General features: G+C 71.4%; 16 protein-coding genes. 12 read left to right on the top strand and 4 right to left on the bottom strand.

The window, feature by feature from the left end; translation table 11 throughout:
* Positions 1 to 25 precede the first annotated feature (25 nt).
* The 5 genes from K7C20_RS24500 to K7C20_RS24520 all read left to right on the top strand — a co-directional run bounded on the left by K7C20_RS24500 (position 26) and on the right by K7C20_RS24520 (position 3817).
* Complete coding sequence (locus K7C20_RS24500; protein ID WP_053208528.1) at positions 26 to 2254, top strand: ATP-dependent DNA helicase UvrD2; 2229 nt, start codon at positions 26 to 28, stop codon at positions 2252 to 2254.
* A 143-nt stretch (positions 2255 to 2397) separates the two neighbouring features.
* Positions 2398 to 2724 (top strand): hypothetical protein, encoded by a 327-nt coding sequence (locus tag K7C20_RS24505; protein ID WP_030081839.1) that lies wholly within the window; start codon positions 2398 to 2400, stop codon positions 2722 to 2724.
* A 118-nt stretch (positions 2725 to 2842) separates the two neighbouring features.
* The gene (locus K7C20_RS24510) at positions 2843 to 3196 is read left to right on the top strand and encodes a WhiB family transcriptional regulator (protein ID WP_030081837.1); all 354 of its coding nucleotides are present in this window, start codon (positions 2843 to 2845) and stop codon (positions 3194 to 3196) included.
* Complete coding sequence (locus K7C20_RS24515) at positions 3193 to 3516, top strand: hypothetical protein (RefSeq protein WP_030081835.1); 324 nt, start codon at positions 3193 to 3195, stop codon at positions 3514 to 3516. Before K7C20_RS24510 ends, K7C20_RS24515 begins: the two co-directional genes overlap by 4 nt.
* Positions 3517 to 3619: 103 nt before the next feature.
* Entirely contained in the window at positions 3620 to 3817 is a 198-nt protein-coding gene (locus K7C20_RS24520; RefSeq protein WP_048829473.1) for a hypothetical protein, read from the top strand.
* Positions 3818 to 3913: 96 nt separating this feature from the next.
* Here the strand turns inward: K7C20_RS24520 and K7C20_RS24525 are convergent, their stop codons facing one another.
* Both K7C20_RS24525 and K7C20_RS24530 read right to left on the bottom strand, forming a co-directional pair.
* Positions 3914 to 5350, bottom strand: coding sequence for an ABC1 kinase family protein (locus K7C20_RS24525; protein WP_053208527.1), 1437 nt, complete (start codon positions 5348 to 5350; stop codon positions 3914 to 3916).
* Between the two features lie 56 nt (positions 5351 to 5406).
* Positions 5407 to 6534, bottom strand: coding sequence for a ThiF family adenylyltransferase (locus K7C20_RS24530; protein WP_048829472.1), 1128 nt, complete (start codon positions 6532 to 6534; stop codon positions 5407 to 5409).
* Positions 6535 to 6712: 178 nt separating this feature from the next.
* Between K7C20_RS24530 and K7C20_RS24535 the strand changes: the two genes are divergently transcribed.
* The 4 genes from K7C20_RS24535 to K7C20_RS24550 all read left to right on the top strand — a co-directional run bounded on the left by K7C20_RS24535 (position 6713) and on the right by K7C20_RS24550 (position 10622).
* Positions 6713 to 7336: a M48 metallopeptidase family protein gene (locus K7C20_RS24535; protein WP_400842738.1), complete on the top strand. Its 624-nt coding sequence runs from the start codon at positions 6713 to 6715 to the stop codon at positions 7334 to 7336.
* A gap of 114 nt (positions 7337 to 7450) precedes the next feature.
* On the top strand, positions 7451 to 9145 hold the full coding sequence (locus tag K7C20_RS24540; RefSeq protein ID WP_030081832.1) for a TerD family protein: 1695 nt from the start codon (positions 7451 to 7453) through the stop codon (positions 9143 to 9145).
* A gap of 15 nt (positions 9146 to 9160) precedes the next feature.
* Positions 9161 to 9844, top strand: coding sequence for an AIM24 family protein (locus K7C20_RS24545; RefSeq protein WP_030081830.1), 684 nt, complete (start codon positions 9161 to 9163; stop codon positions 9842 to 9844).
* 19 nt (positions 9845 to 9863) lie between these two features.
* Positions 9864 to 10622 (top strand): AIM24 family protein, encoded by a 759-nt coding sequence (locus K7C20_RS24550; protein ID WP_030081828.1) that lies wholly within the window; start codon positions 9864 to 9866, stop codon positions 10620 to 10622.
* A gap of 88 nt (positions 10623 to 10710) precedes the next feature.
* Here the strand turns inward: K7C20_RS24550 and K7C20_RS24555 are convergent, their stop codons facing one another.
* Positions 10711 to 11241 carry an NUDIX hydrolase gene (locus K7C20_RS24555; protein WP_030081826.1) on the bottom strand — a complete coding sequence of 177 codons (531 nt, stop codon included), beginning with the start codon at positions 11239 to 11241 and terminating at the stop codon, positions 10711 to 10713.
* On the bottom strand, positions 11238 to 12701 hold the full coding sequence (locus tag K7C20_RS24560) for a zinc-dependent metalloprotease (RefSeq protein WP_053208526.1): 1464 nt from the start codon (positions 12699 to 12701) through the stop codon (positions 11238 to 11240). The genes K7C20_RS24555 and K7C20_RS24560 overlap by 4 nt, the downstream gene beginning before the upstream one ends.
* A gap of 192 nt (positions 12702 to 12893) precedes the next feature.
* Between K7C20_RS24560 and K7C20_RS24565 the strand changes: the two genes are divergently transcribed.
* The 3 genes from K7C20_RS24565 to K7C20_RS38395 all read left to right on the top strand — a co-directional run bounded on the left by K7C20_RS24565 (position 12894) and on the right by K7C20_RS38395 (position 15221).
* On the top strand, positions 12894 to 14045 hold the full coding sequence (locus K7C20_RS24565) for an SDR family oxidoreductase (RefSeq protein ID WP_053208525.1): 1152 nt from the start codon (positions 12894 to 12896) through the stop codon (positions 14043 to 14045).
* 123 nt (positions 14046 to 14168) lie between these two features.
* Positions 14169 to 14648 carry a molybdenum cofactor biosynthesis protein MoaE gene (locus K7C20_RS24570; RefSeq protein ID WP_030081816.1) on the top strand — a complete coding sequence of 160 codons (480 nt, stop codon included), beginning with the start codon at positions 14169 to 14171 and terminating at the stop codon, positions 14646 to 14648.
* A 390-nt stretch (positions 14649 to 15038) separates the two neighbouring features.
* A complete protein-coding gene (locus K7C20_RS38395) occupies positions 15039 to 15221 on the top strand; it encodes a hypothetical protein (protein ID WP_078952836.1) in 183 nt (60 codons plus the stop codon).
* The last annotated feature ends 56 nt before the right edge of the window (positions 15222 to 15277 follow it).

The raw sequence follows: 15277 nt of genomic DNA on the forward strand, positions 1-15277 counted from the left end.
TCTGTGGACCTGGCAGCATGGCGGGGTGACAGCAGCAACGCACTCCTCTCTTTTCCCGCCGGTGCCGGACTCGGCCGACGGGGTGCTCGACGGGCTCGACCCCGAGCAGCGCGAGGTCGCCACCGCTCTGCACGGCCCCGTCTGCGTGCTGGCCGGTGCCGGCACGGGCAAGACCCGTGCGATCACCCACCGGATCGCCTACGGGGTACGGGCGGGGATCCTCCAGCCCGCGAGTGTGCTCGCGGTCACGTTCACGGCCCGCGCGGCCGGCGAGATGCGCGGTCGGCTGCGGCAGCTCGGCGCGGGCGGGGTCCAGGCCAGGACATTCCACTCCGCGGCGCTGCGGCAGCTCCAGTTCTTCTGGCCGAAGGCCGTCGGCGGCGAGGTCCCGCGGCTGCTGGAGCGCAAGATCCAGCTCGTCGCTGAGGCCGCCGCCCGCTGCGGCATCCGGTTCGACCGCAACGAGCTGCGCGATGTCACGGCCGAGATCGAGTGGTCCAAGGTCACCCAGACCGTGCCGGCCGACTATCCGGCCGCGGTCGTCAAGGCCGGGCGCGAGGCGCCTCGCGACCCCGCCGAGATCGGGGAGATCTACCGCACGTACGAACAGCTCAAGCGGGAGCGGGGCAGCATCGACTTCGAGGATGTGCTGCTGCTCACGGTGGGTGTGCTCCAGGACCGGCACGACATCGCCGAGCAGGTCCGTGCCCAGTATCAGCACTTCGTCGTCGACGAGTACCAGGACGTCAGCCCGCTCCAGCAGCGGCTGCTGGAGCTCTGGCTGGGGGACCGCGACACCCTCTGTGTGGTCGGCGACGCCAGCCAGACGATCTACAGCTTCACCGGCGCCACCCCCGACCACCTCCTCAACTTCCGCACCCGCCATCCGAACGCGACCGTCGTCAAGCTCGTCCGCGACTACCGCTCCAGCCCCCAGGTCGTGCGCCTCGCCAACGGCCTGCTCACCCAGGCCAAGGGGCGCGCGGCCGAGCAGCGGCTGGAGCTGATCTCGCAGCGCGAGGCCGGGCCCGAGCCCGTGTACACGGAGTACGCCGACGAGCCCGCCGAGGCCGAGGGCACCGCCCGCCGGATCCGTGACCTGATCGCCTCCGGTGTGCCCGCCGGCGAGATCGCCGTGCTCTTCCGTATCAACGCCCAGTCCGAGGTCTACGAGCAGGCGCTGGCCGACGTCGGCGTGCCGTATCAGCTGCGGGGCGCCGAGCGGTTCTTCGAGCGGCCCGAGGTGCGCGAGGCCGGCGTCAAGCTGCGTGGCGCGGCCCGCTTCGGCGCCAACGACGCGCTGCTCGACGACGCCGTGGACCTGCCGTCCGAGGTGCGGGCGGTGCTCAGCGACATGGGCTGGACGAGCCGGCCGCCGGCCGGATCGGGGGCGGTACGCGACCGCTGGGAGTCGCTGGCGGCTCTGGTGCGGCTCGCCGAGGACTTCGCCGAGGCCCGGCCCGCGGCCACCCTCGCCGACCTCGTCGCCGAGTTGGACGAGCGGGCCAACGCCCAGCACGCCCCGACGGTCGAAGGGGTGACGCTCGCGTCCCTGCATGCCGCCAAGGGCCTGGAGTGGGACGCCGTTTTCCTGGTCGGTCTCACCGAGGGCATGATGCCGATCACCTACGCCAAGACCGATGAGCAGATAGAGGAAGAGCGCCGGCTGCTGTATGTCGGCGTCACCCGCGCCCGGCAGCATCTGGCTCTGTCCTGGTCGCTGGCGCGCTCTCCCGGTGGGCGGGCCTCCCGCCGCGCCAGCCGCTTCCTCAGCGGCCTGCGGCCCGGTTCCGGGGCGGTGGCCGGCCGTCGCACGCCGGGCGCGGTCTCGGGGGGCGTCGAGCGGGGCGACGGGGCGGCGGTGGTGGCCCGGCGTCCCAAGCACCGCAGCCCGGCCCGCTGCCGGGTCTGCAACAGGACCCTCACGGACGCGGGCGAGATGAAGCTGATGCGGTGTGAGGACTGCCCCTCGGAGCTCGACGAGGCGCTCTACGAGAGGCTGTGCGCGTGGCGGGCCGAGCAGGCGGCGCGCTCGAGGCAGCCCGCCTACTGCGTCTTCACCGACAAGACGCTGATGGCGATCGCGGAGGCCGTTCCGGGAACCGAATCGGAGCTTGCGGTCATCTCAGGAGTGGGGCGGCGGAAGTTCGACCGCTACGGCAGTGACGTGCTGGCAATCTGTGCCGGCGAGGAGCTCGTGGGGGCCTCGGAAGACGGCTCCGAGGACACCGCGAAAAACTCGTCGGAAAAATAGTTTGCGCGCGCGGAGCGCATCCCCATAGCCTTCGGAAGCACGGAGACAACGGAATCTTCCGAGATCCGATGGATCCGTGCTGTACTTGAACACCCTGGAACGGGATTCCCGTTCCACCGAGACGCCGAGAGGAGGCGAGCCCAGTGATCAGCATCATCAAGACCGACAAAATGACCGATCCCTCGGTCGTCGCCACCTGCCCGCTCGGCTCCTCGCTCCCGGGTACCGGTCTGTCCGGCTTCGGCCGCCTGTCCGGTATCGAGGTCGCGCGCCCCGAGTCCCTCGCTGTGCTGACGCGCAGTGAGCGCACCGCGCGACCGACCGAGGCACCTGCGGTAGCAGCAACGACGGCATCGGCGAATGCCCTTGTCTTCGCGGCGGCCAATGGTGCCGGATCCCGGAAGCAGTACCAGACGCAGCATGACATGTGGGCCTACCGCGGCCTCGAACCCTGGAGAGATCCAGCCTGATCGGCACGATCAGGTCGGCACCTTCCAGGGCCGCGGAACCCACACCGGGATCCGCGGCCCTTTTGTTTGCCCACGCGCCCGCCACCAGCCGGGCCGAACAGACGAGGAACACACCACCGTGCAACTGCAGACGCACACCCCGTCCGTAGCGACCGACCTGATCCCTCCGCCCGACCCTCAGGAGAACCCCTTGCTGCCCCTCACCGAGCTCGACGACGAGATCGACCGCCTCGGCGCCGCTGTTCCGTGCCGCACGTATGACCCCGAGGTCTTCTTCGCGGAGTCCCCGGCCGACGTCGAGTACGCCAAGACGCTGTGCCAGACCTGTCCCGTCCGTGAGGCCTGTCTCGCCGGCGCCAAAGACCGCCGTGAGCCGTGGGGTGTCTGGGGCGGCGAGCTCTTCGTCCAGGGCGTCGTCGTGCCCCGGAAGCGTCCGCGTGGCCGTCCGCGCAAGAACCCGGTTGCGGCATGAACTCCATCGGCACAGGAACGATCGACCATCCCGTCACACGGGATCCCCAGAAGCAGGACCTCACGATGAATCCCTCCCTCACCGACACACCCGTCCCCGTGAATGTGAACGCCGACGCGATCGAGTCGCGTCAGAACAGGAACCTCGCCATGCAACTCATCCCAGAAGCCCTGGCGCGTGCACATATGCACGAACGCCTCCAAGAGGCTGAATCGGAACGCAGGGCTCATCGGCTCGCCGCCGCGCGGCGTATGCAGCGGCGCGCCGAGCGCGCGTCGCTCCGTGCCCGCCGTGCACTGGCGATGGCCGTGATGCAGTAAGGCGGCGCGCTGGTACCGCCACCCATGGGGTCCGTCCGACAGGGCGGGCCCCGTCGTGCGTTGTCTCCCGCTTTCGCGGGGTTGGCAGGGATATCGTCGGCTGGTGGACCAGAAGACGCATGAACAGGCGGAGTTGACTGACGGGGACACAGCGTGCGCCGGTTGCGGCGCGGTCGCCGAGGGCTCTCCGCCGACCTGGACCTGCTCCGTCGAGAACGGTGAGCGCCGCTACTTCTGTGACCGCTGCGCGCGGGAGAACATCCGGGCCATCGAGGGACGCCTGGATTCGAGCTGGTGGTGAGACCGGGCGGCACCGGGGCCCGGTAGGCGCTCGGGCCGTCCCGTCCGCTCCGGTGGCCGGAGCGGACGGCCGGGTCCGTGCCGCCCGGCGGCCTGCTCAGGCCGGGGTCTCCTCGACGGCCTCCTTGCCGAGGTCCACACGGATTTCCTCGTCCGCGACGGTGATGCCGGTCACGTCCGGGCCGGCCGGCTCCTCCTCGGGTACAAAGCCGGGCAGCCATGCCTCGAGTTCGTCGCGCAGCCGTACCGCCGCCCCCAGCTGGCACAGCACGCCGATCGTGCTCAACGTCACACGGTGGATCAGGAGGTAGGCGGGCGGCAGATTGAGCTGTTTGGCCAACTGGTAGGCGGGGGAGCGCGGATCGCCGATCCGGGTCGCCTGATGGCGCATCCAGCCCCGGGTGAAGGTGAACTCCTCCACCTGGGCGGGTTCGATGATCGGCAGCAGATATTCCAGTACCGCGTCCGGATCCAGCTCGATGGACTCCTTGACGAAGCCCTCCTCGCACAGCAGCTGGTAGACGGAGTCCGCGTCGCCGTCCAGCGTCATCCGCAGCGACGTGCCGATCGTCGGCGGCAGTCCGTCGGGCAGCCGGTCGACGGTGCCAAAGTCCAGCACCCCCAGCCGCCACTCCTCGACGGGGCCGTCGGGGGAGTCCCCGGCCAGCAGCCGGAAGTTCCCCGGGTGCGGGTCGGCGTGCAGCAGGCCCGTACGGGCGGGGCCGGAGAAGAGGAAGCGCGCCAGAAGCTGACCGGCCCGGTTGCGCTGCTCGTCGGTGCCGTCGGCGATCACCTCCGACAGCGGCATGCCTTCCATCCACTCCGTCACCAGCACCTCATCGCACTGGTGGACCACGGCGGGCACCACGACATCCGGGTCGTCGGCGAACTCCTCGGCATGCGCCCGCTGGGCCTCCGCCTCCAGGGAGTAGTCCAGCTCCTCCGAGACCCGGTCGCGCAGTTCGGTGATCAGCGGCTTGATGTCCATGCCCGGGATCAGTGGGCCCAGCAGCCGGGCGAACCGGCTCAGCTGCGCCAGGTCGGACAGCAGCGCCTGCCCGGCACCCGGATACTGCACCTTGACGGCCACCTCACGGCCGTCGTGCCACACCGCGCGGTGGACCTGCCCGATCGAGGCCGCCGCAGCCGGCTTGTCCTCGAATTCCTCGAACAGCTCCCGCCAGTCCTGGCCGAGCTGCTCGGCCAGCACCGAGTGCACCGTGCTGGTCGGCATCGGCGGGGCCGCTTCCTGAAGCTTCGTCAGGGCGGCACGGTAGGGGCCGGCGATCTCCTCGGGCAGCGCCGACTCGAAGACGGACAGCGCCTGCCCGAACTTCATCGCCCCGCCCTTCAGCTCACCGAGCACCTTGAAGAGCTGTTCGGCGGTGCGCTGTTGAAGCTCCCGGCCGACGATTTCGGCGGATCTGCCGCCGATCCGCTTGCCGAGGCCCCAGGTGGCACGGCCGGCGAACCCCAGTGGCAGCGCGGCCAGCTTGGCGGTGCGGGTGACCGCCTTGCGGGGAAGATCAGACATGCGCCCCTCCAACTCACACTGTCCCCCAACCGGGGTTACTCCGTCATTGTGGCGTGTCACGGCCGAGGATCCGAGGCGCCTGCCGTACTCAGCGGGACAGCAGCGCCGCAGCCGCACTCCGGATGCGGCTCGATGCGCACCGTCCGCACGCTCGCACACGGCGAGACGACCTCCATCCGCGCCCCTGTGCACGGCGGCAGTTCACCGTCGAGGAACGTCAGCGCCTGGACGGCGGCGACCCCCGCGACCGCCGTAGCCAGCGCGGCATCGCAGGCCGGCACCGCGGGGGAACCACGGCCCGACCGCCACTGCGCCAGCAGCCGCGGCCAGGCAGGCTCCGCGTCCGTACGGCGTAATTCATCGCAGCGGGCACAGGCCGAACCTCCGGGCAGCACCAACGGACCCACCACACCCGTGCCCTCGATCACCCCGGCGTAAAGATGCGGGATTCCGGCAGTGAGCAGCGGCTCGGAGATCACGGGGTCGGGGGCGTAGGCGCCGAGCCCGTCGCGCGGGGCGAGCACCACGAGGGACAAACCGGGCTCGCCGGACTCGCTGACCGGGACCCTCGGCCGCGGCGTACGGCTCCAGGGGGAGGCCTGGTGCACCAGCCGTCGCGCGGCGGCGTCGCGGCGCTCGCCGATCCGCTCGGCCGGCAGTCCGCCGGGCATCACGTCCCACGGCTGGACCATGCCGCCGTCGACCACCTCCACCCGGCCGATCCCCGAGGCCGAGAGCAGTGCCGCGATCGCGGCGCCGACCCGCCCGGTCCCCTTGACCTTGGCCCGGACCGCGCGCCGCGCCCCCATCCGGCCCAGGGCGCCCGCGGGTTCCGGATGCCGCACCGAGAGGGAAGCCAGGTCGGGCCGCAGCTGCTCGAAGGCGGCGTGGTCCGCCCGTACGGCCTCGGCCGCCGCCCCGCCTGCGGTGGGGGCCTCCAGCAGTCCGGCCGCGCCGAGCCGGTCCACCACGCCCCGTGCGTGCTCGGGCGGGAGGTCCAGCAGTGCGGCCTCCTCGATCAATTGCTGCATCGTGCGTGTGCCGTCGATCAGCGAGAGGAAGCTGCCGGTCGCCGTGTCGACCGGGCCGACCACCCTCGCATGTGCCGGCGCGACGCCGAAGCGCACCGTTTCCCTGTCCCGCCAGCCGCGCCGCAGCGCGGGCTTGAGCATCGGATGTCCCATCTCCGCCCCCGTCCTTCGTCGTCCGGCTCACAGCATGCGCCGAACGGCCGATCCCCGCGGAAGTTATCCACAGGCGGTGGGCATTGGTCATACAAGCGGTGCACGCCATGGAGTGGTTCGGTGGCGAACCGTCCGCGGGGCGGGACTTCCCGCAGCCCCAGCGGGTAACGTCGGGCGCGTGCCCGCCGACCCTTCCCACGGCCCAGGGGAGACACCCTTGCGCCGCGCCGCCGACACATCGCGCAGGGCTGCCCCGAGCCCCCCGTCCCGGGGGTCCGGCACCAGCGCCGTCGAGGTGCGCCGCAGCTCACGGCGGCGCAGAACGGTCTCGGCGTACCGCGAGGGTGACCGCACGGTTGTCCTGATTCCGGCCCGTATGTCCGAGGCCGAGGAGCGGCGCTGGGTCACCGTCATGCTGGACAAGCTCGCCGCCCAGGAGAGCAAGCGGGTACTGGGCGACGGCGAGCTGGCCGAGCGCGCCGGGCGGTTGTCCGGCCAGTATCTGGAGGGCCGGGCCCGCCCCGCGTCGGTGCGCTGGGTGACCAACCAGAACACCCGCTGGGGCTCGTGCACCCCGGCCGAGGGCAGCATCCGCCTGTCGCACCGCCTCCAGGGCATGCCGGAGTACGTCATCGACTACGTCCTGCTGCACGAACTCGCCCATCTGCTCGTCCCCGGCCACGGCCCCCGGTTCTGGCGCCTGCTGGAGGCCTATCCCCGTACGGAGCGGGCCCGCGGCTACCTCGAAGGAGTGGTCGCGGCCGACCGGCTGCCCCATCTGCCCGCCGCCCGTGGTGATTGACCGCGCGGAACCGGACGAGATCCGCCGTGCCCCGGCATCGCCCGCTGTCGGCGCCAGCGGTTAGCCTGGCCGCGCAGAAGAACTCACAGCGGGAGCGGGGGACGGGCGTTACGTATGGCCAGGGAATTCCAGCGGGGCCACAAGGCCAAAATCGGTGATCTGACGGCAGGAACGGATCTGTACGTCGGCGTGCAGATCGCCGGGCCCGGCCTGACCTTCGACATCAGCTGCTTCGGTCTGGACGCCGACGAGCGGCTGTCCGACGACCGGTACTTCATCTTCTTCAACCAGCCCAAGTCGCCCGAGGAGTCGATCCAGCTGCTCGGGGCGCAGGCCGGCGACAGCGAGTCGTTCCGGGTCACTCTCGACAAGATCCCGTCGCACATCCAGAAGCTCTCCTTCACCGCCGCACTCGACGGGGCGGGCCAGGTCTCCCAGATCGGCCCCGGCTACCTCCGGATCGTGGCCGGCGGGGAAGAGGTCGCCCGCTACTCCTTCACGGGCAGCGAGTTCAGCACCGAACGCGCCGTCATGCTCGGCGACTTCTACCTCAAGGACGTCTGGCGGTTCGCCGCGGTCGGCCAGGGCTTCGACGGCGGACTCGACGCGCTGCTGAAGAACTTCGGCGGCGAGGTCGCCGAAGAGGCCGAGGCGGCGCCGGAACAGCCCGCGGCAGCACAGGGCGTGCCCGGCTTCGCGCCACCACCCGGAGCGGCCCCGGCGCCGTCCTTCGGGGCGCCCGCCGCCGCGCCCGTACCGCCCCGGCCCGCGCCCGAATTCGGCCCGCCGCCGGGCGCGCCCCAAGCGCCCCCGGCCGCGCCGCAGCCCGCCGCCCCGCAGGTGCACAACGCGCCCACCATCGCCGCGCCGATGGCCCCGCCCGCTGTGCCCGGACCGCCCGGACAGCAGCCACCGGCCCCCTACGGCCAGCCGGCACCCGGCCAGGACCCGTACGGGCAGCCGCAGACCGCACCCGGCGGTTTCCCCGGCCAGCAGGCCCCGCAGGCACCTCCCTACGGCCAGCCCGCCCCGCCGCCCGGCGGCTACGGCGCCCCGCAGGCCCAGCCCGCCCCGTACGGACAGCCGGGGCCGCCCCCGGGTGCCCCGTATCCGGGCGGCCAGGCACCGGCCGTGCCCCAGGGCGGCGGCCCCGGCCTCGGCGTCGTACTGGACAAGTACAAGGAAGCTCCCACCGGCCAGCGCTGGGCCCCGCAGAACAGCAGGCTGATCCGCGTCGACCTCGGCGTCGACGGCCAGCCGGTGCTCGCCCGCCAGGGCAGCATGGTGCTCTACCAGGGCAAGGTCGACTTCGGCTACAAGGGCGCCGGCTTCCGCGGCCGGGTCGTCGGCAACGCCACCGGCCAGGAGATGCAGCTGATGCGCTGCACCGGCCAGGGCCAGGTCTTCTTCGCGGAGAACAGCGCCCATGTCCACCCCATCGAGCTCCAGGGCGACGCCATCTGTGTGTCCGCCGAGAGCGTCCTCGCCTTCGACGAGTCGCTCCAGCACGAGGTCCGCCGGATCGAGGGCCACGGCATCCCCGGTGGTGCCCTGTTCACCATGCAGTTCCAGGGGACCGGCACCCTCGTCGTCAAGACCCAGGGCACCCCGGTCGTACTGCCGGTCACCCCGACCACCTTCGCCGACGCCAACGCCATCGTGGCCTGGTCCGCGGCCTCGCAGGTGATCATTTCCAGCCAGGTGAGCCTGCGCCGGCACGCCTTCCCCGGTCACTCCGGCGAGACCGTGAACCTCCAGTTCCGCGGTGCGCCCGGAAACTTCATCGTCGTCCAGCCCTACGAGGTCTGAGGGAGCCCGCACGTCATGAACCAGCAGCAGCTGTCGGGCTACGCCCCGACCCCGCCCGCCGCCCGTATGGAGAACCACGGCAGCGCCATGGTGAAGATCGCCATGCAGAGCGGCCAGGACGTCTTCGCACGCACCGGCTCGATGGTCGCCTACGAAGGTTTCGTCCAGTACGAGCCGAACCCGCCCGCCGTCCGCCAGATGGCCTCCCAGTGGCTCACCGGCGAAGGCGCACCCCTGATGAAGTGCTCCGGCGACGGCGTGCTCTACCTCGCCGACTACGGCGCCGACGTGGTCTGCATCAACCTCAACGGTGACTCGCTCTCCGTCAACGGCACCAACCTCCTCGCCTTCGACACCCAGCTCCAGTGGGGCGTGCAGCGCGTCAAGGGCATGGCGAAGTTCGCCGGCCAGGGACTCTTCAACGTCGGCATCTCCGGCACCGGCTGGGTCGCCCTGACCTCCCGCGGCACGCCCATCGTCGTCGACTGCGGCCGCGGCGAGGACGAGACCTATGTGGACCCGGACGCCCTGGTCGCCTGGTCGACGCATCTGAAGATGAAGGGCAAGCGCAGCTTCAAGGCGTCCTCGATGATCGGGCGCGGCAGCGGCGAGGCATACCAACTGGGCTTCTCCGGCGAGGGGTTCGTCGTCGTCCAGCCCAGCGAGGACAGCACCGACCGGCTCCGGGCCCGGGGCTGAGGGGGAGGACGAACACCCAATGCAGAGTCCGCTTTTCGCCTTCACCGAGGCGCAGACCCAGGACCGCTACGCGCTACAGAACAGCCAGTTGCTGCGCGTCGCCCTCCAGGGCCACGAGGACGTCCTCGCCCGCAAGGGCACGATGGTCGCCTACCAGGGGCTGCTCGAATTCGAAGGCAACTACCAGACCCAGGGCCAGCACCGGGCCCGCGCGCACTCCGGTGAGGGCCTCGACCTGATGCGCGTCTCCGGGCAGGGCACGGTCTACCTGGCCAACCTCGCCCAGTACGTCCATGTCGTCGACATCGACCACGACGGCCTGACCATCGACAGCAGCTATGTCCTGGCACTGGACTCCGGCCTCCACTGGGACGTCGTCTCCGTCGACAGCCAGTACGGCATCTCCGGCACCGGCAAGTACCAGCTCAACATCTCCGGACGGGGCAAGGTCGCCCTGATGACCTCCGGCCAGCCGCTGATGATGCAGGTCACGCCGGAGAAGTACGTCAACGCCGACGCCGACGCGGTGGTCGCCTGGTCCGCCTCGCTGCGCGTGCAGATGCAGGCGCAGACGCACTCCTCCGGGGTGTGGCGGCGCCGCGGCAACACGGGCGAGGGCTGGGAGCTCAGCTTCCTCGGCCAGGGCTACGTACTGGTCCAGCCCAGCGAGCTGCTGCCGCCGCAGAACGCCGTCATCGGCTCCGGTGCGGCCGCCCAGTTCGGCATGGGCCAGCACGGCGCCCGGGGACAGAACCAGGGCAACATCTTCACCAACTGACCCCGGTCGATGCGCCGTTGACGCACTCCGGCGCCCGCCCCCGGAAGGGGCGGGCGCCGGAACACGTGCGCTGTGGGGCCCGCTGCCGCTAGAGGAGTGCCCGGGTGCGCTCCATCAGGCGCACCACCGACCCATCGGCGACGCCGGGCACCTCGTCGTAGGCGAACCACCGCAGATCCAGCGACTCGTCGCTGATCGCCGCCACCGCGTCCGCGGGCGCCAGTGCTGCGTACTGGACGTCCAGATGCACCGCGCACGGCGTGTGATGACGGTCCAGCTGCACCGGGCCACCGGGCAGCAGCGTCAGCCCCTGCGCGATGCCGGACTCCTCCCGCGCCTCACGCAGCGCGGCATCGGCCGGCGTGGCGTCCTCCGGCTCGCAGTGGCCGCCCATCTGCAACCACATCTCCAGCTTGCGGTGCAGGGTGAGCAGTACCCGGCCGCCGGCCGGATCGATCACCAGCGCGCTTGCCGTGAGGTGCCCGTCCTTGCAGGGCTTCCACATACCGTCCTGATGGGCGGCGAGGTGGTCCAGGTACGCCAGCCGCAGCTGCTCCTGACCGTCGGACGGCGCGGACCACTCCTTGAGCATCCGCGCCGCCTCCGCATGCAGACTCACGTGGCGTCGTCACCCTTGCTCTCACCGGGGGCCTCGTCCGGGCCGTCGTTCCCCGGGGCGGGCTTGCCCGGTTCCGGCTTGCCGCCGCTCGCGGCCTCGCCGAGCATCTTGTCGAGCTCGGAGAAGTCCGGCTGCTCGTGGTGCACAAAGCCGTCCGGGTCGTCCAGATCGGCCGCCGTCGGCAGCATGTCCGGGTGCTCCCAGAGGCCGTCGCGGCCCTCCAGGCCCCGCGCGTCCGTCAGCGAGGCCCACAGTCGCGAGGCGTCCCGCAGCCGCCGCGGACGCAGCTGCAGACCGATCAGCGTCGAGAACGTCTGCTCGGCGGGGCCACCGCTCGCCCGGCGCCGCCGCAGCGTCTCACGGAGCTTGTCCGCGGACGGCAGATGCGGCTTGGCGGCGGAGTGCACCACCGCGTCCACCCAGCCCTCGACCAGCGCCAGCGCGGTCTCCAGCCTCGCCAGAGCCGCCTTCTGCTCCGGGGTGTCCTCGGGCTGGAACATGCCCTGCTGGAGGGCGTTCTGAAGCTCTTCGGGATGCTGCGGATCGATCTGGCCGACCACATCCTCCAGCTTGGTGGTGTCGACCTTGATGCCGCGCGCATAGCCCTCGACGGCACCGAACAGATGCGAGCGCAGCCACGGCACATGGGCGAAGAGCCGCTGGTGGGCGGCCTCACGCAGGGCCAGATACAGCCGCACTTCCTCTTCCGGCACGCCCAGGCCCTCGCCGAACGTCGCGATGTTCCCGGGCAGCAGCGCGGCCTTGCCGGCCGGACCCAGCGGAAGTCCGATGTCCGTCGAACCGACGACCTCACCGGCGAGCACGCCCAGTGCCTGGCCGATCTGGGTGCCGAACATCGCGCCGCCCATGGAGCGCATCATCCCGAGCAGCGGGCCCGCCATGGCCTGCATCTCCTCGGGAAGCACATCGCCCATGGCCGCCCCGACACGCTCGGCGAGCGGATTGACCAGGTCCTTCCACACCGGGAGGGTCTCCTCGACCCACTCGGCGCGGCTCCAGGCCACCACCGAGCCGGAGCCCGACGGCAGGGACGTCACACCGTCCAGCCACAGGTCGGCGAGGCGCACGGCCTCCTCGACCGCGGTCCGCTCGCCCGGCGACAGGCTCGCGTCCTTGCTGCCGTTCTCGGCGCCCTGTGCGACGGTCTGCCGCGCAATGTCCTTGGCCATGTCCCAGTTCACCGGGCCGCCCTCGTAGGAGAGCATCTGCCCGAGCTTCTGGAAGGCGGCGCCCAGGTCACCAGGGTTCATTTCGCCGCCGGGGCCGCCCATGCCGCCGAAGAGCGCCGCGAACGGGTTGTCCGCGCCGCCGCTCCCGCCGCCGAACCCGAAGGGGTCCGCGGGGCCCTGGCTACCTCCCTGGCCGCCCTTCTTCTTGCCGTTGTCGCCGTCCTCCGGCTCCTCCGGCGGAAGGCCGAATCCAAATGGGGTGTCACTCACGGGTTTCCTCGGCTCGTAGGGCCGCCGACCAGGTGGCCGACGGCGGCTGCCCGACATCACCTCCAGCGTAGACACCCGGACCGCTTCGGGGCTCGGTGCTTCGCTGTCCCGGTGGCTGGGGCAGGATGGACGCCACCTGGTGCGCACGCATGACCACACGTCCGCACTGAAGACAACCGCTGGAGACGCCCGGTGAGTTCCCCAGATCCGACCGTTCGCGCAGCGCGAAACGCTGCGGCCCAGACCGAGAAGACAGGCACCAGCGCAGGCGGGACCACGGACCGGCCGCTGCGCAGGCCCGTGGTGGCCGTCACCGGAGCCGCCTCCGGAGTCGGTGCGCTGCTGACGCGCGCCCTGGTCGCCTCGGACGAGGTCAAGGAGGTGGTGGCCATCGACGAGCGGCGCGGCGACGTCGCCGAGGCGCACTGGCACGTCCTGGACGTCCGGGACCCGGCCATCGCCGAAAAGCTGCGCGGCGCGGATGTCGTCGTGCACCTGGCGCTCGACCTCGACCTGGAGACCGACGCCGCCGCGCGCACCGCGTACAACGTGCGCGGCACCCAGACCGTGCTCACCGCCGCCGCGGCCGCCGGCGTCCACCGGGTGGTGCTGTGCACCTCCGCCATGGTCTACGGGGCGCTGCCCGACAACGACGTTCCGCTGGCCGAGGACGCCGAGCTGCGGGCCACCGCGGACGCCACCGGTGTCGGCGACCTCCTGGAGATCGAACACCTCGCACACCGCGCCCCGCGTGCACACCCCGGCCTGAACGTCACCGTGCTGCGCCCCACCGTCCTGGTGGGCGGCACGGACACCGCGCTGACCCGCTACTTCGAATCGCCCCGCCTCCTGGTCGTCGCCGGATCCCGCCCCGCCTGGCAGTTCTGCCATGTCGAGGACCTGGTCAGCGCGCTGGAGTTCGCCGCGCTGGAGAAGGTCGACGGCGAGCTGGCGGTGGGCTGCGACGGCTGGCTGGAGCAGGAGGAGGTCGAGGAGCTCTCCGGCATCCGTCGCATGGAGCTGCCGTCCTCGGTGGCCCTGGGCGCCGCCGCCCGGCTGCACCGCATCGGCCTGACGCCGTCGCCCGCAGGGGACCTCGCGTACACGATGCACCCGTGGGTGGTCAGCGGCAGCCGGCTGCACGATGCCGGCTGGCGGCCCCGGTGGACGAACGAGGAGGTGCTCGCCGAGCTCCTGGAGGAGGTCGCCGGACGGCACACCGTCGCCGGCCGCCGGCTGGGCCGCAAGGACGCCACCGCCGCGGGTGCCGCCGGTGCCACCGTCGCACTGCTGGGCACCGCCGCTCTGGTGCGGCGCGCCCGTAAGGCCCGCCGCCGCCTCTGAGCGGTACCGGGCCCGGCGGGCCGGGGGAGTCCCCGTCGGGCTGGAGGACTCTCCATACGGCGGCCGGGACGACCGGCGGAAAGGGCCATTCCCCGCCGTGCCCGCGTACGGCACGATGGGGGTATGTCTGGCACGCCCTCCCCTTCGTCCCCCGGCCGCGACCACCCCGGTGAGCAGGCCGCGGCGGATCCGATCCGCCTCCTGGAGATCCGCGACACCGCACTGTCCGTGGACGAGGTGTTCGCGGCCGTGGGAGACACGGCAGCGGGCGGCACGGCCCTGTTCGTCGGCACGGTCCGCTCGCACGACAACGGCGCCGACGTCGACGGCCTGGGCTACTCCGCGCACCCGACGGCCGAGGCGGAGATGCGCCGGATCGCCGAGAAGGTGATCGCCGACTTCCCGGTGCGGGCGCTGGCCGCCGTCCACCGCGTGGGCGATCTGCGCATCGGTGATCTTGCCGTGGTCGTCGCGGTGTCCTGCCCGCACCGGGGCGAGGCCTTCGAGGCCTGCCGCAAGCTGATCGACGACCTCAAGCACGAGGTACCGATCTGGAAGCATCAGACGTTTTCCGACGGCACCGAAGAATGGGTAGGCGCGTAGCGCCTTCTTCTGGGGGTGGAGGTCGGGTGACGGGAGGGCGGGTAGGCGCGTAGCGCCTTCTTCTGGGGGTGGAGGTCGGGTGACGGGAGGGCGGGTAGGCGCGTAGCGCCTTCTTCTGGGGGTGGAGGTCGGGCGGCGGTAGGTCGCATAGGTGTCCTCCGAGGCGGAGATCGGCTCGGTGCGTAACGAGGCGTTCCCGGGGCAGGCGGTACGGCAGACGCAGCGGGCAATGACCCAGTGGTCATGGGGTGGTGGCCTCCGAACACGAGGCCGAACCGGTGCCTTGTGCTCCGGTTGCGTAACCCGCCCCCTGACGTAAGCGTTGACCCAGCAGATGGTTAATCTGCTTATTCGTCGATCGCGGTCGTACAAGGGGTTGGGAGGTCGCTGATGGGTGCGCTCCTCTGGTTGCTGATTCCGGTTGGTGCCGGGCTGGTTGCCGCGGTGTGGAGCAGCTGGGCCCTACGGAACCGCAGGACCGGGGATGTGGCAGAGCTCGCGGGCTATGCACGCTTCCGTGACGCCATGGAAAGAGAGCACTCCGTTCCCGACCCCGCGTCGGACCCCGTCTGACGTTCTCCGGTGGTCCGCGTAAACAACCGCCACCCTTCGGGATGACGGCCGCGTAG

The sequence above is a fragment of the Streptomyces decoyicus genome, from assembly GCF_019880305.1.
GTDB classification, from domain to species: domain Bacteria; phylum Actinomycetota; class Actinomycetes; order Streptomycetales; family Streptomycetaceae; genus Streptomyces; species Streptomyces decoyicus.